Raw genomic sequence first — 22,135 nt, 5'->3', positions numbered from 1 at the left:
GCGCCGTCAGGCGCCTTTTTGTTGCCGGGGGGGATTTAGCCCGACAGACAATAACAGTGCCGGCAAGCCCAGTGCTGCCATCAGCAAAAAGATATGACTACCCCAGGAAGCAAACAAGGCGCCGCATAACAGCATCATCAGTGCTACAGCCAGGCTCAGAGCAAAGGCAGAATACAATGCCTGGCTACCCACGGCGTGTGCTTGTGGCAATTCTTTGGAAATAAAGCGGATAGCGCCCAGGTGTGAAACAGTAAAGGTCATGCCGTGCAGCGCTTGTAAGGCGATCAATTGCCACAGCGCGGTGGCGTAACTGGTGCCAGTCCAGCGCACCATTACGGCACAGGCGCCCAGCGCCAGCAAGGTGGCCGCTGGGGTCTGGCTGAACAACCGCCTGGCAAAATAGAATACGGCCACTTCAACGACTACCCCCCAACTCCACAGGGCACCAATGACGCCAGCCGACAACCCTTGCTGCTGCCAGTAAATGGCCGAAAAACCATAATAGGCGGCATGGCTGCCTTGAATACAGACGGTGATCAGCAAAAAGCGTCGCAGTTGCGGCTTTTTCAGCAAAGTCAGCCAGTGTGTTGCAGGCTCAGCGGCCGGGCCGTCATCCAGCGGCGCGGTCAGGCCGGGCAGGGTACCGAGCAACATCAGTAACTGGGTTAGCAGCAGGCACCAGAGCACCGCGTTGGCTCCGAAACTACCGGTAATACTGCCCATTGCCGTTGAAGCTACAACAAAGGCAATCGAGCCCCATAGCCGCACCCGGCCGTAATCCATGCCGGTTTGTGCCACCATGCGAGTGGCTATGGCATCACCTAGTGGCATTAACGGGGCATAAAGAAGTGAGCCGACAACGGTCAGTAACACCAGTAAGGGCAGCGACTGCGGCAATAAAAAGCCGGTGAAAATCAGCACCGTTGCCAATGCCAGTAGACGGCTGGCGGGTAATAGCTGTGACGCCCGCTTAACCCGGGTGGTGATCAGCAGTGCCCCAACGGCACGGGTGGCCTGTGCCAGCCCCAATAGCAGGCCAATCATCGCTGGTGCCAGCGTCTGGCCTTTTAGCCACAGTGACCAAAAGGGCAGGTAAATTCCCCAGCCGAGGTAAAAATGAATATAAAACAATGAAAGCCAACGGCTTGGGGCGAGCTGCATGGTCACATAAGATAGGTCACAGGGGCGGCGATCTTGACCAATGGCAGCGAGCCGGTCAAGACAAGTGACATAAATGAGGAACGGGCATGTATGACATGGTGACGCTGGGGTCAGCAACGGTTGACCTGTTCGCTGATACCGATTCAGAGCTGGTGGAGATCAAAAGTCGCCACAGTATGGAACGGCTTATTGCCTACCCGCTGGGGGGCAAAATTCTCATAGAAGAGCTTAATGTCAGTATTGGCGGGGGGGGCACCAATACCGCCGTGGCCTTTGCCCGATTGGGGTTAAAAACGGCCTTTATGGGTAAAGTCGGTGACGATGCCCAGGGTCAGCAGGTGCTCAATGCCCTGGCGGCAGAAGGCGTTGACTTTGTTGGTGCCAGAGGTGGCAAGACGGGGCTGTCAGTGATCCTCGACTCCATTGAAGATGACCGTACCATCCTGGCTTTTAAAGGGGCCAACGATCACCTCAGTGCGGCAGAAGCACAGCTGCCACAGAGCCGCTGGTTGTACTGTAGTGCCATGCTTGGCGAGAGCCTGGCAACCCTTAAAACTGTGATTAGCCAAAGCGAAGCCAGCATTGCCTTTAATCCCTCCAGTTATCTGGCCGAGCAGGGAGCCGAGGCATTGATGCCCATTTTGGCGAAATTACAGGTGCTGGTACTGAACCGGGAAGAAAGCTGCATGCTGCTGGGACTTGATGCGCACCAGCAGCATGATCCTTTGGTGCTATTACAAGCCATGGCGCAATTGCCACCTGCGATCATTGCCATTACCGACGGCGCTGCTGGTGTTGTGGCCACCGACCGGCGATGCTGGGTACAGGCGGGTGCCAGTGAGAGTCTGCACATTGTTGAAACCACTGGCGCCGGTGATGCCTTTGCCAGTGCCTTTACCGCGGCCTTGGCCGCTGGTCGGGATTTAGCCTGCGCAGTACGCAACGGCATGTGTAATGCCGAGTCCGTATTGTCTCAGCAGGGCGCCAAAAACCGCTTACTGACAGCCGAGGCGATGGTCGCAGCAGTAGTCGCCGACCGGCGGCCCCTGCAACAACAGCCCTGGCCTTAATTAACGCTTGGGCTGAGCGTCAACGCTCTGACCATTGACCCCTTTACTGTCTGGCCCCATCAGATACAAATACAGCGGCATCAGCTGTTCCGGGGTTTTCAAAGTCTCAGGATCTTCTCCCGGAAAAGCCTTGGCTCGCATACTGGTGCGAGTGGCGCCGGGGTTGATGCAGTTAACCCGCAATGGCCCTTGTTCATTCTCGTCTGCCAGCACCTGCATCATGCCTTCGGTGGCAAACTTGGATACAGCATAAGCGCCCCAGTAAGCCCGGCCTTTTTTCCCCACGCCGGAGCTGGTGAAAATCAAACGGCCGTCGTCACTGGCTATAAGTAACGGTAACAGTGCCCGGGTCATGCGAAAGGTAGCGTCTACATTGATTTTCATGACGTTATCCCAGGTGCTGTCATCAATACTGTCAAAAGGCGACAGTACTCCCAGCTCACCGGCATTCATCAGCACCCCGTCCAGCTGGCCGAACTGATTTTCAATGGTCGCGGCCATGTCGCGATAATGCTGGTCGGTTGCTCCCAGCATATCCAGCGGAATAATAGCGGGCTGCGGGCCACCGGCGGCTTCAATGGCGTCATATACCGCTTCGAGCCGCTCGACATTACGGCCCAGCAGTATCACGGTTGCCCCGGCCTTGGCGTAGGTCAGGGCTGCGGTTTTACCGATACCGGCACTGGCACCAGTAACCAAAATAACGCGCCCTGCCAGCAAGTCTGCCGGCGCCTGATAATCGAGCATAATGAAGTCCTTTAACTGAATTTGCGAACTAGTGTAACGAGGCGCAAAGCCGCCTGTTAAGGGCTCTAGCACAGTTTTGTGAGAAAAATTTGGCAAAAGTCCGACCAGTAAGATAACGTAACTTGCCAATGGTCAATTTGATAACAACAACCATTATTTCCAGTGGGGAGAATCATGGATAAGAAAATTCTCAGCATTGCTGTTGTCGCCGCACTCGGTCTCAGTGCCTGTGGTGACGGCAACAGTTATTCCGATGTGCAGCAAAATACCCAACCCGCCGTACCTTATGCCCGTATCGCTTATGATCCGGCTAACAGTGTACTGCCCATTCCCAATGACTTGCTTAAATCAGGCACCACCGACGGTACCCTGAATGTTCCTGGCGTTGCCGACGAGTCCAACCCGTACGATCCGAATGCGGTGATCTCCAGTCTGGATGGCTGGTCTGTCAGCACTCCCTTTACCATCGCAGTGAACCTGCCGGACGGGGTAACGCTTGATAAGGCTTCCGTAGAGCAGCCGGGCGCCGTGGTACTGGCGGAAGTTGCCGGCGGCGGTAGCAGCGCCTGCCCGGACACATCGCCTGTTGCGGCCTGTCAGCTGGTTAACGCCTTGACCTATGGCACTGATTACATCACCACCACTTCCGGTAACAACATTGTGGTGATGCCGTTGAAACCGCTGAAAGCCAAGACCGCCTACGTGGTGGCAACCACCAAGCTGGTGCAGGATTCTGATGGCCGTGCTGTGGACGGTTCCAGTACCTATAACCTGCTCAAGCAGGACGTCACCACTCATCCCCTTGGTACTGACGAGCAAAAACAACTGCAAGGCGCGGTTAACTCTTATGAGAAAGTGCTCAGTGCCGCCGGTGTTGATGCTACCAGCGTAACCTACTCTGGTCTGTTCACCACCCAGAGCACCATGGACGAACTGAGCGGCGCCAAGCTGGCATTGCTGCAAGCTCAGCAGCAAGGTGGCCTGGCACTTAGCAGCCTCACTGACACCGGTATGACTGCCGCTGACATACTGATCGCCCAACAAAAAATTCAGCCCGGTAGCCCACAAGCGGCCATTGCCGGTACTGCGCATGTATACAAAGCAACACTGACCCTGCCGTATTTTCTGGAAAAACCCAGCGCTGCTGATTTTGCCTCCGGTGCCTGTGACCTCAGTAGTGGCGACCTGACCAAATGCGACAAACTGTCTTCCCGTTGGGTAGCTGTCGGCGACAGCCCGGCAGCGGTAATGATTGCTCTGCAAGATGGCAGTCTGAGCCAGGCCAATTTTGCCCAGCAAGCTGCTGACCAAGGTGTTGATCCGACTGCAGCCCTGAGCAATCCGCAACTACTGATTGGTAAGCATTTCACCAATGATGCGGGCGATGATGTCGACCCTAATCAGTTCCTGACCCAGTACAACCCGGTACCGATGGTTCGCTCCATCAAGCAGATTGACGTCTTGGTGACCTTGCCTGATGCTGCAGCAGCGAACGCTGTCCGCACGCAAATGGGTATGGCCGGAACGATCAGCAAAGGCACCGCCGGCTGGCCGATGGTGATGTATGGCCACGGCATTACTTCCTACAAGGAAACCGGCCTGGCTATCGCTGGTACCCTGGCGCTTAACGGTCAAGGCATGGTTGCCATCGATCTGCCCCTGCACGGTACCCGTGGTGTGGACATGAACGGTGACGGCAACGAAGATCTTAACGCCGGTGATAACGTAGGTATCTACACCAACCTGGCCAGCCTTGGCACGGTGCGCGACAACCTGCGTGAGTCCATCGCCGATGATTTATCGCTGCGTCTGGCGCTGAGCGCTCAGACTGCGCCGGGTGGTGACATGGACGGTACTCAGGTAGGTTTCTTGGGTATTTCCCTGGGCTCCATTGTTGGTACCGGTGTTGTGGCGGCAGCCAATACTCCGACCAAGGATCCGACCAGTGGTACTGATCTGTCCAGCCTGTTCCACTTCAACAGTGCTGCGCTGTCAGTGCCTGGCGCGGGTGTTGCTGGTGTCTTTGCCTTCTCGCCAGCCTTTGGCCCAACAGTGGAAGCGGGCCTGAAAGCCTCGGCCTCTTTCCAGGCTGCGCTGGCGGCTGCCAATACCAACAACCTGCAATCGGGTGATGCCGGCTACGATCAGCTGGTCAGTGCTGTCTATGCCAAATTCTTGCCGCAGTTCCTGTTTGCTGCGCAAACGGCTGTCGACTCTGCTGATCCCATTGCCTACGGTGCGACTCTCAAGTCCAACACTCCCGGTGTGCTGGTGCAAGAAGTGGTCGGTGATGGCTCTGCTACCAACCCAGGCGATCAGGTGATCCCCAACAGCAATGCTGCCAAGGGCTACCCGCTGTCAGGTACCGAACCGTTGATTGCTACCATGAACCTGGCGCCGCTGACCAGTTCAGTAACCAGCTCTGATGGCACAACGCAAGTCAGTGCGGCAGCTCGCTTCAATGCCGGTGCTCATAGCTCCTTGCTGGATCCGACCAGTAGTGCAGCGGTGACCACGGAAATGCAGTACGAAGCAGCCAGCTTCCTGGCCAGCAAAGGTCTGTCCATTCAGGTACAAGACCCAACGGTACTGATTGGTAACTAATCATTGCCAAACCTAAAACACCCGGCCAATGGCCGGGTGTTTTGTTTTACACTCAAGCCCTTGGCAGTGATGGAGTGGCAACAATGGAATTTTTATCTGACTATGGCCTGTTTCTGGCAAAAACCCTGACCCTGGTTCTGGCTGTTGGCCTTTTGCTGGTGATTATCGCCAGTGTTTCAGCCAAAAAGCGCAGCCCCAAAGGGGAATTGAGTGTTACCGATCTGGGGGAGCGACTGCGCCAGCAAAGCCGCCGTCTGAAAGCGGAATTGCTGGACAAGAAGGGTCTCAAGGCACTAAGCAAAAAAGAGAAAAAAGCCGCCAAAGAAGAAGACGGTAGCAAGCCGGCATTGTTTGTACTGGACTTTAAAGGCTCCATGGATGCCCATGAAGTGGATGCCCTGCGCGAAGAAATTTCTGCCGTAGTCGCCGTAGCCAGTAAAGACGATGAAGTACTGGTGCGGCTGGAATCTCCCGGTGGTGTAGTGCATGGCTACGGCCTGGCAGCATCCCAGTTGGTGCGGGTCAAAGATGCCGGCATCCCGTTAACGGTAGCGGTAGACAAGGTAGCGGCCAGCGGCGGCTACATGATGGCCTGTGTGGCTGACACCATTGTGGCCGCGCCGTTTGCCATTCTCGGGTCCATCGGTGTGGTTGCCGGGATCCCTAACTTCCATAAGTTCATCAAGAAACACGACATTGACTACGAGCAACATACCGCCGGTAAATTCAAGCGCACCTTGACCGTGCTGGGTGAAAACACCGAGGAAGGGCGCGAGAAATTTGTGGCTGACCTCAACACCATTCATGGCCATTTTCGTGACCATGTCGGCCAGTTCCGCAGCCAGTTGAACATGGATGAAGTGGCCACCGGTGAGATCTGGCTGGGTGTCGATGCCGCCAAGCGGGGGCTTTGTGACCAGCTGGCGACCTCCGATGCTTATATCACCGCCAAGCTCGATAGCCATCGCATTATCGCCGTGCGTTATCAGCTTAAGCGCAAGCTGGGTGAAAAAGTCGGTATGGCTGCCCGCAGCCTGCTGACCCGTCTGGGAATTTAGTACCAAAGTAGGCTGGCTGAGCCACCGGGCCGAACGTAGCATGGTTGAAAACCAGAAGGAGCGAGTGAATGGCCGGTTTTAACAAAATCGTCAGTAGCTACGCCGAGGCCCTTGCCGGCATTGGCGACAACATGACCGTGATGGTCGGTGGCTTTGGCCTCTGCGGTATTCCCGAAGGGCTGATCAGCGCCATGCGCGACAGTGGCGCCAAGGGCCTGACCTGCATTTCCAACAATGCCGGGGTCGATGACTTTGGCCTGGGGTTGTTGCTGCAAACCAAGCAAATCAAGAAGATGGTGGCCTCGTACGTGGGTGAAAACGCCGAGTTCATGCGCCAGATGTTGTCTGGTGAGCTGGACGTGGAGCTGACCCCACAAGGCACCCTGGCCGAAAAAATCCGCGCCGGCGGTGCCGGTATTCCGGCCTTTTTTACCGCCACCGGCTACGGCACACCGGTGGCTGAAGGCAAGGAAACCCGGGAAATTGACGGCCGCCATTACGTGCTCGAGCCCAGCCTGACAGCCGATTTTGCCCTGGTACGGGCCTGGCAGGCCGACAAGTTCGGTAACCTCACCTTCCGTAAAACCGCCATGAACTTCAACCCGATGATGGCCACCGCCGGTAAGATCACGGTGGTGGAAGTCGAAGAGATTGTTGACGAACTGGACCCGAATTTCATCCACACCCCGGGCATTTATGTCGACCGGGTGATCCAGGGCACCTTCGAAAAACGCATCGAGCAACGGACGGTAAGGAGCTAAGCCATGCTGACACGTGAACAGATGGCGGCCCGGGTCGCCCAGGAACTCAAAGACGGTTACTACGTCAACCTCGGTATCGGTATTCCCACCCTGGTGGCCAACTACATTCCTGACGGCATCGAGGTGATGCTGCAATCAGAAAACGGCTTGCTGGGCATGGGGCCCTTTCCCACCGAAGACCAAGTGGACGCCGACCTCATCAACGCCGGCAAGCAAACGGTCACCGCCAGCAAAGGTGCCAGCTTTTTCAACTCTGCCGAGTCCTTTGCGATGATCCGCGGCGGCCATGTGGACTTGACCGTGCTCGGCGCCTTTGAAGTGGACGTACAGGGCAATATTGCCAGCTGGATGATCCCCGGCAAGCTGGTAAAAGGCATGGGCGGCGCCATGGATCTGGTGGCCGGTGCCGACAACATCATCGTCACCATGATGCACACCGACAAGCACGGCAATTCCAAACTGCTGAACCAGTGCGAGCTGCCGCTGACTGGCGCCGGCTGCATCAAAAAGGTGCTGACCAACCTCGGCTATTTTGAAATCGACAACGGCGCTTTTGTGCTCAAAGAGCGGGCGCCGGGGGTCAGTGTTGACGACATCCGCGCCGCCACCGCCGGCAAGCTGATTGCTGCCGACGATGTGCCAGAGATGGAGGTGTAGGGTGAAAGTACTGGTAACAGGTGGCGCTTCGGGTATCGGCTTTGGTATTGCCGAGCACTTTGCTGACCAAGGGCATCAGGTGATTATTGCTGATCTCAATGCCGAGGCAGCCAGCCGCGCTGCCGCGACGCTGGCCGGTGCCCGAGGCGTGGCCCTGAATGTCACCGACAGCACCGCCGCCGAGGCGCTGGCTACTGAGCTTGGCGCCGTTGATGTCATCGTCAACAATGCCGGTATCCAGCATGTGTCACGGCTGGAGGACTTTCCGGTCGATAAGTGGCGGCAGCTGGTTGATATCATGCTGGTGGGGCCTATGGTGGTTACCAAGGCCTTCTTGCCAGCCATGCGGGCGCAAAATTTTGGCCGCATTATCAATATCGGTTCCATTCATGCGCTGGTGGCTTCCCCTTATAAATCCGCTTATATCGCGGCCAAACATGGCCTGCTGGGCTTTGCCAAGACCCTGGCATTGGAGCTGGCGGAGGCCGATATCACTATCAACACCATTTGCCCGGCGTACGTGAAAACACCGCTGGTAGAGCAGCAAATTGCCGATCAGGCGCGGGAAAACGGTATCAGCGAGGATGAGGTAGTGAACACCATCATGCTGGCGCCCATGCCCAAGAAAGCCTTTATCGGCGTTGATGAAATTGCTGGCACGGCGGCATTCTTGTGCAGCCCGGCAGCGAAAAACATCACTGCACAGACCATGGTACTGGATGGAGGCTGGACCGCCCGTTGATGCCGTTAGGGTGGGGGCCGGTTACCGCCGTTTCCCTGGGATACATTGCGCTGCTGTTTGCCGTCGCCTACTGGGGCGAACGGGTTAACGCCCGGCACCGGCTGTCCGGATGGACGGCTGGTTTGTCGTTGGGTGTGTATTGTACATCCTGGGCCTTTTTTGGCGTGACTGGCCAGGCGGTGCATAACCATTGGTGGCTGCCGCCGACCTACCTTGGTTCCATCCTCTTGTATCTGCTGGCCTTTCCCTGGTTGAAACGGCTGGCCATTCATGTTCGGCGCAACAATATCACCTCCATCGCCGATTTTATCGCCAGCCGCTTTGGCCGTTCCCGCACCCTGGCTGTTACCGTGACCCTGGTGTCGGTGGCGGCCATCATTCCTTATATTGCCCTGCAATTACGCGCCGTAGCCGATGCCATCAATGTACTGACCGGCCATCAAAGTGACCGCTGGTGGCAAGACACCGCGCTCGGTGTTGCTTTGGTAATGGCGTTATTTGCCATGCTGTTTGCTTCCCGACGCACCCAGGCGCAGGCGCATAATGCCGGGCTGATGACGGCATTGGCGTTTGAGTCGGTAGTGAAGCTGGTGGCGTTTTGGGTATTGGCTCTGGTGGTTATCTACCAGGGCTTTGGTGGCCTGGGGCCACTGCTTGCGGCAGCCAAGCAGAGCCCGCGGGTCCAAGAACTCAGCCAGGAGGCGCTGCCGGGATATATCTATGGGGTGCATACGCTACTGGGCCTGGCAGCCACTCTGAGTCTGCCCCGGCTCTTTCACCTGGCTTTTGTTGAAAGCCCGCGCTTGCCGTTTTTACGCCGCACTCGCTGGCTGTTTCCGGGCTATCTGGTGGCGATGGGTATATTCACGCTCCCGCTGGGGCTGGCTGGCGCCATGTTGCTGGGAGACGATGTCAATCCGGATCTCTATGTGCTTTACCTGCCCATGCACATGGATGCCCCCTGGCTGACATTGTTGACCTTCCTCGGGGGCTTGTCGGCATCGACGGCGATGGTGGTGGTAGCCACGGTGGTGTTGTCAATCATGATCACCAACGATCTGACTGCGCCACTGTTACTGCGATTGCGTGGCTTGCCGGAGACCGGCCAGGGCAACTGGCTGTTATGGCTGCGGCGTTTGGCCATGCTGATGGTGGTGTTGGGCGGCTTTTTCTATTACCGCGCCAGTGCCGAAAACGGCGCCTTGTCGCAAACCGGCTTGCTGGCCTTTGTGCTGGTGGCGCAATTACTGCCAGCGCTGGTGCTGGGGCTGTCGTGGCGTCATGCCAATTCTCAGGGGGCGCGGGCCGGGCTGGCGGTCGGGGCGGCTATCTGGGTTTACACCCTGCTGCTACCGCAAGGCTTTGATCTGTACTTGCCGGGTATGCCGGCGGCCATGGACGCCACGGCCTTTGGCACTTTGGCCAGTCTTGGTGGCAACCTGTTGGCCTTTGTGGTGGTGTCGCTGTTGTCGCGAACCTCGGTCAGTGAGCAGCTTCAGGCCGATGCCTTTTTGCGCCAGCCAGCACCCACGGTGCTGACCGTGGAAGACTGCTTTCAGCTGGTGCGCCGCTTTGCCGGGGAAAAAACCGCCCGGGCATTGATCCGCCGGCATTTTCCTTCACCGATGCTACAGGCGCGCCAACCGGCCCCGGCCAGCTTGCTTCAGCAGGTAGAAAAGAGCCTGTCGGCGGTGATCGGCGGCGCCTCCATGCGTCTGGTAATGGATGCCCTGCGGGCTGAAAAAGCCTTGCCACTGAATCACCTGACCAACTTTGTTGATGAAGCCTCGCAGGTACTTAGGTTTAACCAAAGCCTGCTTAGCGCCACCATTGAAAACATCTCTCAGGGCATCAGCGTGGTAGACCGTGACATGCGCATCATCGCCTGGAACCGCCGTTACCTGGAGCTGTTTGATTACCCTGACGGTTTTGTGGCGGTAGGGCGGCCGGTGGAAGAATTGATCCGCTTTAATGCCGAGCGTGGCCTGTTGCCGGGCAACCCCGATCGCGAAGTCAGCAAGCGCCTGGCGCACCTGCGTTCCGGCTCCCGCTACCGTTATCAGCGCCGCCAGGACGACGGCACCGTACTGGAAATGGAAGGTCACCCGCTGCCGGGTGGTGGCTTTGTTACCACCTATACCGACGTCACCGAATTTGTTGATGCCCAGCAACAACTGGCAGCGATGAATGAAGCGCTGGAAGCACGGGTAGCTGAACGTACTCAGGCCCTGCAAACCCTGAATGCCGAGCTGAGCCGCGCCAAACAGGAAGTGGAACAGGCTACTGCTGCGAAAACCCGTTTTTTTGCCGCTGCCGGCCATGACTTGATGCAGCCCTTTAACGCCGCCATTTTGTTCAGTGCCTTGTTGCGTGAAAAAGCCCCGGACGGTGAACTGAAAACCATGGCAGCCGATGTGCAAAGTGCCTTGCAGTCGGCGGAAAGTCTGCTCAATGCCATATTGGAGATCACCAAAATTGAGTCCGGCTCGGTACGCCCGGAGCTGAGCGACTTCCCGCTCAGTGAGCTGCTGGTTCCCTTGGCTCGCGAGTTTACTGCCATGGCGGCCAGCAAGGGGCTACAGCTCAAGGTGGTGCCGACCCGCCAGTGGGTGCGCTCCGACAAAAAGCTGTTACGCCGGGTATTACAGAATTTACTGACCAACGCGGTGCGCTACACCGACAGTGGCCGCATCCTGCTCGGTGGCCGGCGCCACGGCCAGCAATGGGTGCTGTGGGTACGGGATACCGGCCCCGGCATTGCTAAAGCGGATCAGGCACGGATCTTCGGTGAGTTTCAGCAGCTCAGTTCCGGCCAGGGGCAAGGGCTGGGCCTGGGGCTGGCTATTAGTGACCGCCTGTGCCGGCTGCTTGGCCACCGCCTTGAGTTGCAGTCGGCACCGGGGCAGGGCGCCGCTTTTGGGGTCAGCCTGCCATGGGTAGCGGCTGGCGCTGTGGTCAGTACCCCGGACAGGGTACGCGAGACCGCACAATGGTTACCGGAACTGCCGCTGCTGGTTATGGATAATGACGACAGTGTCCGCCAGGCGTTAAAAGCGCTGCTGGAAAGCTGGGGGGCGAAAGTGGCGGCGGTACGGAACGAGGCTGAGGCACAATTGCTCAGCACCACTCCGGCACTGATGCTGGTGGACTACCACCTGGATGACGGTGAGCTGGGCGTTAACGTAGCCAGCCGCTTGCAGCAGCGCTGGCCAGAGGTGCCCTGCATTATCCACTCTGCCGATCAGAGTGATGATATTCGCTCTGATGTGATTGCCGCCGGCTTTCACTTCCTGCTCAAGCCAATTAAGCCCATGCCTTTGAAGCGGTTGTTACGACGGCTGCTGAGCTGAGCCGTTACCAACCTGCTTGAGGCTTTGATAAAGCAGCCCGGCCTGGGTGCGGTTATTGACATTGAGCTTGCGCAAAATCGCTGACACATGCTGCTTGATGGTGGTTTCCTGCACATCCATTTCATAGGCGATCTGCTTGTTGAGCAGGCCATCGGCAATCATTTTCAGTACCCGTAACTGCTGTGGGGTCAGCTTGGCCAGCAGCGCCAGCTGTTGATCTTCTGCACAGGGGCTCAGTTCGGTACCGGCCGGTAACCAGGTGTCGCCATCAAGTACCTTGGCCATGGCCTCACTGAGGGTCGCCAGGGGTGCTGATTTGGGCACAAAGGCGCTGGCCCCGAGCGCCATGGCCCGGTTGATGGTGGCATGGTCTTCCTGGGCCGAAATCATGATCACGGCAACGTCCGGGTAATCGGCGCGCAGTGCTGACAAGCCGGCAAAACCGTCGGTGCCGGGCATCATCAAGTCAAGAAATACCAGTTCGGTATCAGGGTGGGATTTGAGAAGTGTCCAGACTTCGTCCATGGCCGCAGCTTCAAGCACCATGCCTTCACTGAGCAGGCTGTTGGCAGCTAGCTTCAGTGCTGCACGGAACAGCGGATGGTCGTCTGCAATTATGGCGCGCACGTCTGGCATAACGTTAAAGAAAACACGCTGTTAAGTGTACCGGGCGGGGCCGCCCGGTACAGCTTTTTTGCTTAGAAACGATAACCCACCGACAAACTGATGGTGCGCGGGTCACCATAGTAGCCGACGATGGTGTCTTCACCGCCGAGGCCGGGGGCAACAATGTTACCGTCAGCGTCGCGCGGAGCGGCAAAGTTGTAACCGGCCAGGCGATAACGCTTGTCGGTCAGGTTTTTGCCGGTCAGCGATACGCTCCAGTTGCCGCGATACCAGTTGGCACTGGCGTTAACCAGCGTTACTGAACCGTAATCGAGCATCGACGGGATCTCGAAGATCTGCGTCTTGGAGCGGTAGCTGACGCCACCGGTTAGCACCAGATCGCCACCAAAGGCTGCGGCGTTGTACTGGGCTACGAAGCTGTTGCTCCATTTCGGAGTGTTGGCAAAGCTCCACTGATCGGAAACATTGACGGTTTGCTGCAGGTTCGGGTCAAAGAAATCGACATTATCGAACTTGGGATCAACATAGCCGATGTTGGCAATCAGCTGCAGCTGGTCGGTGACCGCCAGTTGCGCTTCCAGCTCTGCCCCTTTGATGGTCGACTTGGCGGCGTTCAGCACCTGCGAGGCAACGTCAGTGTTGTTGTTGACGGCGCGCTGCACGGTGACCTGCATGTCGTTGTACTTGGCGTAGAAAAACGCCATGTTGGTACGCAGACGGCGGTCAAACCATTCCGCTTTCAGACCCACCTCGTAGCTGTCGACCACTTCCGGATCGTACGGCTTGTCCGCATCGGGGTTAACCGACTTGTTGGCCCGCATATCAAAACCGCCGGACTTAAAGCCGTTGGTGTATGAGGTGTAGACCATCATGCTGTCGTTGACCTGATACTGCAGGCCCAGTCGCGGTGAAAAGCGGCTGAAGGTGGCAGAATCAGCGAAGTCTGACTGCACTTGCAGCGGCGTTGCCGGTGCATCATGCGGGTAGCGGGTACCCAGATAGAGGTAACGGTAAACGTTGGCGTCTTTTTTATCACGGGTATAACGGCCGCCAAGGGTCATGGACCACTTGTCAGTCAGCTTGTAGTCGCCCTGGGCGTAGATGGCGTAGCTCTTGGTTTTAACGCAGCCACCATTTTCCAGGGTAACGCCATAAAGCCCCAGTACCGTTTCAAAGACCCCACAGGCATCGCCGTCCAGGTAGTACAAACCGCTGACGGCTTTGAGCCGGTCACTGTTGTAGTTGAACTGGAATTCCTGGGTGAACTGCTTGTCGTGATACAGCGCTGGAATATCCAGTGACGGCTGGGCAGTAGAGTCGAAGTCGATGTTGGTATCGGTGTCACCGTCGCGGTGGGCGGTGATCGACTTGAAGGTCCAGTAGTCGTTGATGTTGTAGGCGACAGTCAGCGCCTCGCCACCGGTTTCCACGCTGTTTTTGGTCGGCATGGAGGTGTCAGAGTCGTAGACGTTGTCGTACGGCAACTGGCCGGTCACCAGCGACGGCGTCAGCCGGTAGCCGCCTTTGGCGTTGGAATCGTCCCAGGTGCGGTCAGCCATGAAGCGAACGCTCAAATCCTGGCTCGGATACCATTCCAGTGACAGGCGCCCGGCTTGTAGCTGCTTGTTGTAGTTGTCGGCGCCGGTGTTTTTGAATTTACCGAAACCGTCCCGGTTAAAGGTGCCGTAGGCAAAGCCGGCGTAGAAGGTGTCGGTAATGGGCATTTGCCCGGCAATGCGAAAATCACGCTGGTTGTAGCTGCCAACGGTGCCTTTGAGGCTCAGTTCACGGTCGCCGGTGAGTTTTTTGGTGACGTATTTTACGGCGCCACCAATGGTGTTACGGCCATACAGTGTGCCCTGCGGGCCACGCAGTACCTCGACCCGTTGCACATCGAGAATGTCCATCACCGCACCTTGTGGGCGGGCAACATAAACATCGTCAATGTACACACCAACGCCGGGCTCAAAGCCCCACAGCGGATCCTGCTGGCCGATGCCACGAATGTAGGCGGTCAACGTGGAGTTGGTGCCGCGGCTCACTTGCAAGGTGGTATTGGGTGAATACCACTGAACGTCGGTGAGATCTTCAACACCGCGCTGGTCCATTTGTTCGGCATTGAGGCTGGTTACCGCAACCGGCACGTTTTGCAGGTTTTCGACGGTACGACGGGCTGTCACCTCAATGGTTTCGAGCTGCGGTTCTTTTTTCTTGTCTTTGTTGTCTTGCTCATTGGCTGCAAACACCTGGCCGCTGAGCACCAGGCTTATTGCCAGTGCTACCTTGGCCGGTGTAAAGCCATGATTGTTCCGTTGCTTGACTTGCATGTTAAGCATCCCCCTTGTTAGAGCGATGTTAACCTTAAGCCTAAAAAGCCGTTAATAAATCTGTACCTTAGTACTATGGCGCTGTTAACCCCCCTGACGCAGACTGAACCGGCATCAATAACCAGAAGGAAATAACGATGCTTAGCCTGATCGGATTACTGGTTGGCCTGGCCTTGCTGATAGGCCTGACCATGCGGGGGATGAGCCTGTTTTTAAGTGCGCCACTGTGCGCCTTGCTGGTGGCTTTTAGCGGCGGCGTGCCGTTTTGGAACGGCAGCAATCATGATTTTGTCAGTGGTTACATGGACGGCTTTGGCGGCTTTGTGTCGGCGTGGTTCTTCATGTTTCTGCTGGGTTCCATGTTCGGCAAGTTTATGGACGACACCGGCGCCGCTGAAAGCGTGGCGCGGGCCATTATTGCCCGGCTGGGGGTCAATCAGGCCGCACTGGCAGTGGTGCTGTCTTGTGCGGTGCTGACCTACGGCGGCGTATCGGTATTTGTGGTGGCGTTTTCGGTCTATCCGATGGCGCTGTCACTGTTTAAAGACGCCAACCTGCCTCGGCGTTTTATTCCCGCGACCCTGGCTTTTGGCTCGGTCACTTTCACCATGACGTCGGCTGGGTCACCGGAAATCCAGAACTGGATCCCCATTAAATATTTGCACACCAGCCCCTATGCCGGTTGGCAGGTATCGCTGGTGGTGGCGGTGCTGATGGCAACGCTGGGCTACCTGTGGCTGCGCTGGATGCTAAAAAAGGCCGTTGAGCGCGGTGAGCATTTTGTCGAACGGCCTGGTGATCAGGCCCTGGCAGAGCGTGAATTGCCAGCCGCCTGGACCGGTATTGTGCCGCTGCTGGTGGTGCTGGTGCTGTCGTATTTCTTGCACGACGCGCTGGCACAAGCGGCGCTGATTGTGGCGCTGGCCGGTGGCGTAGCAACCATTTGGTTGCTCAACCTCAAGCATTTCCAGTGCCAGCAAACGGCCATCAATAACGCCGCCACCGGTGCACTGGTGGCTATTGGTAATACCGCTGCGGTGGTGGGTTTTGGTTCCATTGCCAAACTGTCGCCGGCCTTTGCCATGGTGGTTGACGCCATGACCGGGCTACCCGGCAATGAATTGCTGGGGGCGTCGGTGGCAGTGTCGGTGATTGCCGGCCTGACCGGGTCTGCTTCCGGTGGCCAGGCCATTGCCTTGCCGACAATTGCTCCTCACTATCTGGCGCTCGGGGTTGACCCTTCAGCTTTGCACCGGGTGGTGGCGATTTCCTCTGGCGCCCTGGATTCACTGCCGCAAAACGGCTACGTGGTGACGACGGTGCGCGCTATCTGTGGTGAGCGTCACGAAGATGCTTACTGGCCGCTGGCGGCGCTGACGGTAGTGATACCCTTGCTGGGCACTGCGGTTGCCATCGGCTTATTTGCTTGGTTTTAAGGAGAGATCCCATGCGTTATTTGTTGTCTTTGTTTGGTGGTTTTGCCCTGGCGGCGCAAGCGGCCCAGCCACTGCCGCTGGTTGAAAAACACCGCTTTGAAATGGCCAATTTCACGACCCAGTCCGGGGTAACACTGCCGCAAGTGCAGGTGGGTTGGGAAGCGTATGGCAAGCTCAACGCCGATAAGTCCAATGTTATTCTGATCACCCACTTTTTCTCCGGCACCTCCCATGCTGCCGGTCGATATGCCGAGTCAGATCCGTTACCGGGTTATTGGGATGCCATCATTGGCCCCGGTAAGGCCATCGACACCAACAAGTATTACGTGATCAGCATCGACACCCTGGCCAATGCCAATGCCTTTGACCCACACGTGATCACCACCGGCCCGGCCAGCATTAACCCGAAAACCGGCAAGCCCTATGGTATGAGCTTCCCGGTGGTGTCAATTCGTGACTTTGTCAGGGTGCAAAAAGCGGTGCTGGATTCGCTGGGCATTCACAAGCTGCATGCGGTAGTGGGGCCGTCCATGGGCTCGTTCCAGGCGTTGGACTGGGCTGTTGCCTACCCCGATGAGGTGGAGCGCATGGTCAGCGTTATTGGCGCCGGTGAAACCGACCCCTGGACGGTATTCGGGCTGGAGCGCTGGGCCGACGCCATTAAGGGTGACCCGGCCTGGAACCACGGTGATTACTACGACAAAGGCCAACCGCGAGCCGGCCTGGATCGGGCTTTGGCGTACATCATTTATGACGCCACTTACCCCACCGGTTTTGATGCCACCTACACTGCGCCCCGTGACGAAGCGCCGAAAAAAGACATTCATGCCGGCTTCAAGTCCATTGCCGAGCTGATGGAACATGCGGCGGTGCGGGCCCACTACCAGGATGCCAATTCCATCTTGTATCTGGTGCGGGCGTCGCAGATTTTCATGGCCGGCTATGACGGCAACCTGGAAGACAACCTCAAGCGTATCAAGGCCAAAACCCTGTTTATGCCAGCCACCCATGACCAGTTGCTGATGCCACATCTGGCCAAAGAAACCTACCAGATGCTGAAAAAACTGGGTAACGACACCCACTATCAGGAAATCACTGGCCCCTGGGGGCACCTGGACGGTTTGATGACCATTCAGACCCAGGCCAAGGTGCTGAAGAAGTTTTTAGATAAGTAATGCCTCCCTGGCACCACTTAATGATTCAGGCCGGCTTTATGCCGGCCTTTTTTATGAGGCTTTAGCCGGCCACCACACCAGCAACAGGCAGACCAGACTGCAAGCGGCCATGGCTGCAACCACGGCGCCAACGCTTTCGGGGAGCAGCGATGACAACGCCGAGATCCCCCCGGCCACGGAAAACTGCATGGCGCCCATCAGCGCCGCTGCCGTTCCACCATTTTTGGCAAAGTACTCCATGCAGCTGGCCTGATTATTGGGGCTGATGGCGCCCATGGCGCCTACCGACAGCATCATCGCCGGTACAAACAGCCAAATTGTCGGCGCCAGCAGCAATACCAGCAGCAAGCTGGCGACGCCCACAGCCTGCAAGGTCACTGACACTTTCAGGATCTGTTGCGGCTTGAAATGATTCAACAGCGCCCGGTTAGTGAGGTTCATGGCGGTCATCACCACAATGTTGGCCCCAAACAGCAGGGCAAAGGTGGCGGGGCTAACCGCAAAGTGGCCCTGATAGATAAAAGACGAATGGGTGATAAACAGCATCATCACCGAAAAAGCCATGGCCTGCAGGGCAATAAAACGCAGGGCAGGGCGTGTTGCCAGTACTGTCTGGTAGCGCCGCCAGACACTGTCATGGTAAGCCGCTGGCCGCGCCGGCATGGGCCGGAACAAGGCGAATTTCAGCGCCACCAGCAACAGCGCTGCATAGAGACCTAAAAATAAAAAGATACTGGCCCAGCCAAACTGCAGCAGCATACTGCCGATACTGGGTGCAAAGGCCGGTGCCAGCACCATGATAAGGCCAATAAGGCTGAACAGCTTGGCGGCCTCCTGGCCATGCAAGCGGTCGCGCACCAGCGCCGGCACACACACCACGGCCCAGCCACCACCAAAGGCCTGTAATGCGCGCAGCCACAGCAGCGTGTCCAGTGTGTCGGTCTGCCAGATAGCCAGGCTGGCCATGGCAAACACCGCCAGGCCGCTGAGCATCACCGGGCCGCGGCCAAAGCGGTCTGACAAGGGCCCGCCCACCAGCTGCCCGAAACTCAGCACAAACACATAGACCGAAATACTCAGTGACAGCGCATGGCTGCTCACCCCCATATGGGCGGCCATGGCTGGAAAGGCGGGCAGGTAGGTATCCAGAGCGAAAGGGCCGAGGGCAGCGGTCATGGCCATCAGCAGGGCAAAGCCCAAATGCAGCGAACGCGTAGACATAATGGTGGCAATCTCCTTGACAGCGCGCACCTTAATCAGGATGGTTGACGCCGTCAACTAATTCGGAGGTTTTATGGACAGGGTGCTCAGCGCCTTTTTTCTGCAATACCGGCGCCTGTTGTCCAAAGCCCTGGGTGACGAAGTTACGCCGCCACAGGCGCAAATGCTGCACTGGATTGCCAGCCAGCCCGGCATTCACGCCGGCCAGCTGGCTCAGCAAAGTGGCCGTGACAAAGCCTCGGTAACGCGCTTGCTGGCACCACTGCTGGCCGCCGGCTGGGTTGAACGCAGCCCGGACCCAAGCGACCAACGCCGCCAGTGCCTGCACCTCAGTGCCACCGGCGAACACCATCTGGCCGGCATTCAGTTAGCCCGTGAACAGGTTAATGCCACCTTGCTGGCCCCGCTCAATAGTGCTGAACAGCAGCACCTGCATACCTTGCTGCAAAAATGTCTGGCCAGCCCATCACAGTGACAGGAATGAACATGAACGACACCTTCGACGAACAGGCCCTGCGCCAGCTGGTAGAAAACCAGATCAACGATGCCGACCCGGCCATTGTCAAAGAAACCCTGATGCGCCTGACCATGACCGGCACCCCCCGTGACGAAGCCATTACCCTCATCGCCTGCGCCCTGTCACTGGAAGTGGCCGCCGTGGTGGAAGAGGGCACGCCCTTTAACCACAGTCGCTACCGCCGCCACCTGCAAACCCTGCCCGAAACCCCGTGGCTGGAGGCGTGAAGTTCGAAAAGGTGAATTTATTTTTAATTTATTCGTTTACATTGGCGTTGTTGATCAAATCAGAGCTTGGACAGCCTGCCCCTAAAGAGTTTGCTGCCCTTAGTTAACCTGGCGAACAGGCATGCCGAGGCCCAGCATCTTGTTCATCACCTCCACCCCGGCCAAAGCCTCTGCCACTTTGCCGTTGTAGTCGCGCAGACTCAGCTTCGGGCTGATAAGCTGCTTGTATCGCGACATGGCCGGTTCCGCTTTTGAGAGTTGGTGATAACCGCTTTCCCTTTTCCCTTTGGCCAGTTGTCTGCTCTATTGAAAAAACGTTAGGGGTGTGCTCATTTGCTACTGGAATCAGCGCTTAAAATGGTTCAGTATCAGGTTATTATGGACATTGTGTAGTGGGATACTGTGCATAAAATTTCATACAAATGCGCATGCTCGTTTTCAACGGAGGAGAATGGCTGTGATTCATAATTTATTCAGTCTATACAGTCAGTTAGTGACATCTTCTCGGTTCTTTGCTTGAGCAAAAACACGCATACGCGGTATTAAAATGTTAAGCGCCAATAAATTTCAAGCTCAAGGAGTGAATATGAGAAAAGTAATAGTCACAGACCTAACAAGGTTTTCTACTGATGAAAATGTCTGCACAGCTGTTATTGATGTGGATACAGGTGAATGTTTGCGACCAATGCCTTACTTAAAGAGTGCGAAATGCCAGGAGCTAGGTATTCACCCAGGCGCAATTTTGAAAGGAAGTCTAGTTTTAAAGGCCAACAGAGAACCCCCCCACGTAGAGGATGCAAGCTATTCTAAACTCACGTTTCATGGAGCATGCAGCGGTGAGCAATTTCTCCAAGTTTTAGAGAATTCATTAAGTAATTCAGTATCTGAAGGTTTTGGTGTGGACTTCGAAATCAATCAGAAACATATCCCACACGATCAGGTAGCGAACTGTTCGATAATCACCGTTAAAATCTCACCGAATCAGTTAAGTATTCATGAAGACCAGTATAAACCGGGTAAAATTAAAGCTACATTCACAGATAATAGCGGCCATAGATACAGCTATCTATCGATTACTGATAGAGGTTTTCATGACTACGCTAAAGAGCATCAGAATGATGGTAGGCTTCATGAGGTCACTGACTTGATCAATGAGCAGGATTTTGTCTATTTACGAATAGGTTTAAGTAGAGTCTGGGCTGTTGGGGACAGAAATGGATTCTGGCTTCAGGTGAATGGAATCTATACATTTCCTAATTTTCACGAGGAGATAAGAAGCTATGGATAGTACGATTGATATCTATACAATTGGATTTACAAAAAAGAGTGCCGAAAAATTCTTCACTTTTTTAAGGCACTCTAACGTAAAAACTCTAATTGATGTTCGCTTAAATAATGTTTCTCAACTGGCAGGTTTTGCTAAAAGAGATGACTTGAAATTCTTTTTAAATGAACTGTGCGGTGCAGAATATGTTCACTCACCTGAACTAGCACCGACTAAAGATATTTTAAACGCCTATAAGAAAGGTGATATGTCTTGGGAAGTATACGAGGATAAATTTCTAAATTTGATGGGGCAGAGAAATATTGAAAGATCAATAAAGCCAACATTGCTTGACCAAGGTTGTTTGTTATGTAGCGAGCATGAGCCGCACCTTTGCCATAGAAGACTTGTAGTTGAGTATCTTAATCAACATTCAAACTTAGACTTAAAGGTTAAACATTTATACTAATGGCTACAGTATTAATTCTTTATCCGAAGCTATTCAATTGCTATTCGAAGTTCTCGAGAAAGGTTAAGAAAATAACATCGAGTCTCGGTGCAGCCACTTTGGTGTATCCATCCGATCCTAACGGTTTAATTGCAATGTTCTGTGATGAATCCTCAGAAAAAATGACAGCTAGAGAAATTTCTAGCTGGACTCCTAACGAAATAAGTCACGCTATTGTTTTTGATGATGGTGAAGAGTTCATAAGAGAGACAGAACAATTAAAAGAAAGCGGAAAACCATTAAGGCATATTAAAATTTCAATAACACGTGTTATAAACATTAAGACTGAGGCTGAGTACCAGTCGGAGAAAAGTACGCCGAATTATGAGTATATAGGAAGGGGCTCATATTGGGGAAACCCCTACTCGATGTATGAGGAAGGAGATGATCGAGAAGAAGTTATACGAAAATTCAAGTATGACTTTGATTATGAGAAATTCCCTAACAAGGAAAAGTCTCAAGTGTACAAGTTGGCAGGAAAGCGTTTAGGGTGCTTTTGTAAGCCTCAGGCCTGTCATGGTGATGTCCTTGCTGATTTTCTCAATTCGTGGGATGACGGTAAATAAGCGCTTAACAAAGCGCTGCTGTCGGACAAATTTTCCGCTGCGCTCCAAATTTGCCGCAGAGCGCGGCGTTAGTGCTACAGAGTATGGCGTTGTTGATAATCAGAGCTTGGAAGGCCT

At 55.6% G+C, this 22,135-nt stretch carries 19 protein-coding genes and 1 pseudogene; 14 read left to right on the top strand and 6 right to left on the bottom strand.

All coding sequences use genetic code 11. The features are described from left to right. Positions 1 to 6: 6 nt before the first annotated feature. Positions 7 to 1,161, bottom strand: coding sequence for a 3-phenylpropionate MFS transporter (locus WDB70_RS07625; protein ID WP_406663041.1), 1,155 nt, complete (start codon positions 1,159 to 1,161; stop codon positions 7 to 9). Positions 1,162 to 1,247: 86 nt separating this feature from the next. On the opposite strand from WDB70_RS07625, the gene WDB70_RS07620 reads away from it, so the two are divergent. Beyond that, positions 1,248 to 2,231 carry a carbohydrate kinase family protein gene (locus tag WDB70_RS07620; protein ID WP_406663039.1) on the top strand — a complete coding sequence of 328 codons (984 nt, stop codon included), beginning with the start codon at positions 1,248 to 1,250 and terminating at the stop codon, positions 2,229 to 2,231. Here WDB70_RS07620 and WDB70_RS07615 read toward each other — a convergent pair whose 3' ends face one another. Then, entirely contained in the window at positions 2,232 to 2,978 is a 747-nt protein-coding gene (locus WDB70_RS07615; RefSeq protein WP_406663037.1) for a YciK family oxidoreductase, read from the bottom strand. It abuts the gene before it with no gap. Between the two features lie 174 nt (positions 2,979 to 3,152). Here WDB70_RS07615 and WDB70_RS07610 point away from each other — a divergent pair, with 174 nt between their 5' ends. The 6 genes from WDB70_RS07610 (at position 3,153) to WDB70_RS07585 (ending at position 12,150) form a co-directional block, all read left to right on the top strand. Then, positions 3,153 to 5,582 (top strand): VolA/Pla-1 family phospholipase, encoded by a 2,430-nt coding sequence (locus WDB70_RS07610; protein ID WP_406663035.1) that lies wholly within the window; start codon positions 3,153 to 3,155, stop codon positions 5,580 to 5,582. A gap of 83 nt (positions 5,583 to 5,665) precedes the next feature. After that, the gene (gene sohB / locus WDB70_RS07605; protein ID WP_406663033.1) at positions 5,666 to 6,640 is read left to right on the top strand and encodes a protease SohB; all 975 of its coding nucleotides are present in this window, start codon (positions 5,666 to 5,668) and stop codon (positions 6,638 to 6,640) included. Between the two features lie 68 nt (positions 6,641 to 6,708). Continuing rightward, a complete protein-coding gene (locus WDB70_RS07600; RefSeq protein WP_406663031.1) occupies positions 6,709 to 7,401 on the top strand; it encodes a CoA transferase subunit A in 693 nt (230 codons plus the stop codon). Positions 7,402 to 7,404: 3 nt separating this feature from the next. Next, positions 7,405 to 8,058 (top strand): CoA transferase subunit B, encoded by a 654-nt coding sequence (locus tag WDB70_RS07595; protein WP_406663029.1) that lies wholly within the window; start codon positions 7,405 to 7,407, stop codon positions 8,056 to 8,058. 1 nt (position 8,059) lies between these two features. Continuing rightward, on the top strand, positions 8,060 to 8,800 hold the full coding sequence (locus WDB70_RS07590; protein ID WP_406663027.1) for a 3-hydroxybutyrate dehydrogenase: 741 nt from the start codon (positions 8,060 to 8,062) through the stop codon (positions 8,798 to 8,800). Further along, positions 8,800 to 12,150, top strand: coding sequence for a PAS-domain containing protein (locus WDB70_RS07585; protein ID WP_406663025.1), 3,351 nt, complete (start codon positions 8,800 to 8,802; stop codon positions 12,148 to 12,150). The genes WDB70_RS07590 and WDB70_RS07585 overlap by 1 nt, the downstream gene beginning before the upstream one ends. Here WDB70_RS07585 and WDB70_RS07580 read toward each other — a convergent pair. Both WDB70_RS07580 and WDB70_RS07575 read right to left on the bottom strand, forming a co-directional pair. After that, entirely contained in the window at positions 12,130 to 12,786 is a 657-nt protein-coding gene (locus WDB70_RS07580; RefSeq protein WP_406663023.1) for a response regulator, read from the bottom strand. The genes WDB70_RS07585 and WDB70_RS07580 overlap by 21 nt on opposite strands. A 62-nt stretch (positions 12,787 to 12,848) precedes the next feature. Next, on the bottom strand, positions 12,849 to 15,104 hold the full coding sequence (locus WDB70_RS07575; RefSeq protein ID WP_406663021.1) for a TonB-dependent receptor: 2,256 nt from the start codon (positions 15,102 to 15,104) through the stop codon (positions 12,849 to 12,851). 137 nt (positions 15,105 to 15,241) lie between these two features. On the opposite strand from WDB70_RS07575, the gene WDB70_RS07570 reads away from it, so the two are divergent. Together WDB70_RS07570 and WDB70_RS07565 are read left to right on the top strand one after the other, a co-directional pair. Beyond that, positions 15,242 to 16,540, top strand: coding sequence for a GntP family permease (locus WDB70_RS07570; protein WP_406663019.1), 1,299 nt, complete (start codon positions 15,242 to 15,244; stop codon positions 16,538 to 16,540). 11 nt (positions 16,541 to 16,551) lie between these two features. Then, a complete protein-coding gene (locus WDB70_RS07565; protein ID WP_406663017.1) occupies positions 16,552 to 17,715 on the top strand; it encodes a homoserine O-acetyltransferase in 1,164 nt (387 codons plus the stop codon). Between the two features lie 51 nt (positions 17,716 to 17,766). On the opposite strand, the gene WDB70_RS07560 is transcribed toward WDB70_RS07565, so the two are convergent. Next, a complete protein-coding gene (locus WDB70_RS07560) occupies positions 17,767 to 18,936 on the bottom strand; it encodes a multidrug effflux MFS transporter (RefSeq protein ID WP_406663015.1) in 1,170 nt (389 codons plus the stop codon). Positions 18,937 to 19,009: 73 nt separating this feature from the next. Here WDB70_RS07560 and WDB70_RS07555 point away from each other — a divergent pair, with 73 nt between their 5' ends. Then, positions 19,010 to 19,411, top strand: a complete 402-nt coding sequence (locus tag WDB70_RS07555) for a MarR family winged helix-turn-helix transcriptional regulator (protein ID WP_406663013.1) — start codon at positions 19,010 to 19,012, stop codon at positions 19,409 to 19,411. Positions 19,412 to 19,422: 11 nt separating this feature from the next. Continuing rightward, a complete protein-coding gene (locus WDB70_RS07550) occupies positions 19,423 to 19,680 on the top strand; it encodes a hypothetical protein (protein WP_406663011.1) in 258 nt (85 codons plus the stop codon). Between the two features lie 99 nt (positions 19,681 to 19,779). Here the strand turns inward: WDB70_RS07550 and WDB70_RS07545 are convergent. After that, positions 19,780 to 19,956, bottom strand: a pseudogene (locus tag WDB70_RS07545) (IS5/IS1182 family transposase); the annotation flags it as partial. 310 nt (positions 19,957 to 20,266) lie between these two features. On the opposite strand from WDB70_RS07545, the gene WDB70_RS07540 reads away from it, so the two are divergent. The 3 genes from WDB70_RS07540 to WDB70_RS07530 are packed head-to-tail and all read left to right on the top strand — an operon-like array spanning position 20,267 to position 22,018. Further along, positions 20,267 to 20,968 (top strand): dual OB domain-containing protein, encoded by a 702-nt coding sequence (locus WDB70_RS07540; protein WP_406663009.1) that lies wholly within the window; start codon positions 20,267 to 20,269, stop codon positions 20,966 to 20,968. Then, positions 20,961 to 21,413: a DUF488 family protein gene (locus tag WDB70_RS07535; protein ID WP_406663007.1), complete on the top strand. Its 453-nt coding sequence runs from the start codon at positions 20,961 to 20,963 to the stop codon at positions 21,411 to 21,413. Before WDB70_RS07540 ends, WDB70_RS07535 begins: the two co-directional genes overlap by 8 nt. After that, positions 21,413 to 22,018, top strand: coding sequence for a DUF4326 domain-containing protein (locus tag WDB70_RS07530; RefSeq protein ID WP_406663005.1), 606 nt, complete (start codon positions 21,413 to 21,415; stop codon positions 22,016 to 22,018). Before WDB70_RS07535 ends, WDB70_RS07530 begins: the two co-directional genes overlap by 1 nt. Positions 22,019 to 22,135: the final 117 nt, after the last annotated feature.

This window comes from Gallaecimonas aegicerasi (assembly GCF_045291545.1).
In the GTDB taxonomy this organism is placed as follows: Bacteria; Pseudomonadota; Gammaproteobacteria; order Enterobacterales; family Gallaecimonadaceae; genus Gallaecimonas.
Note: the sequence above shows the minus strand (reverse complement) of the source record. Positions and strands in the feature narration are given on the sequence as shown.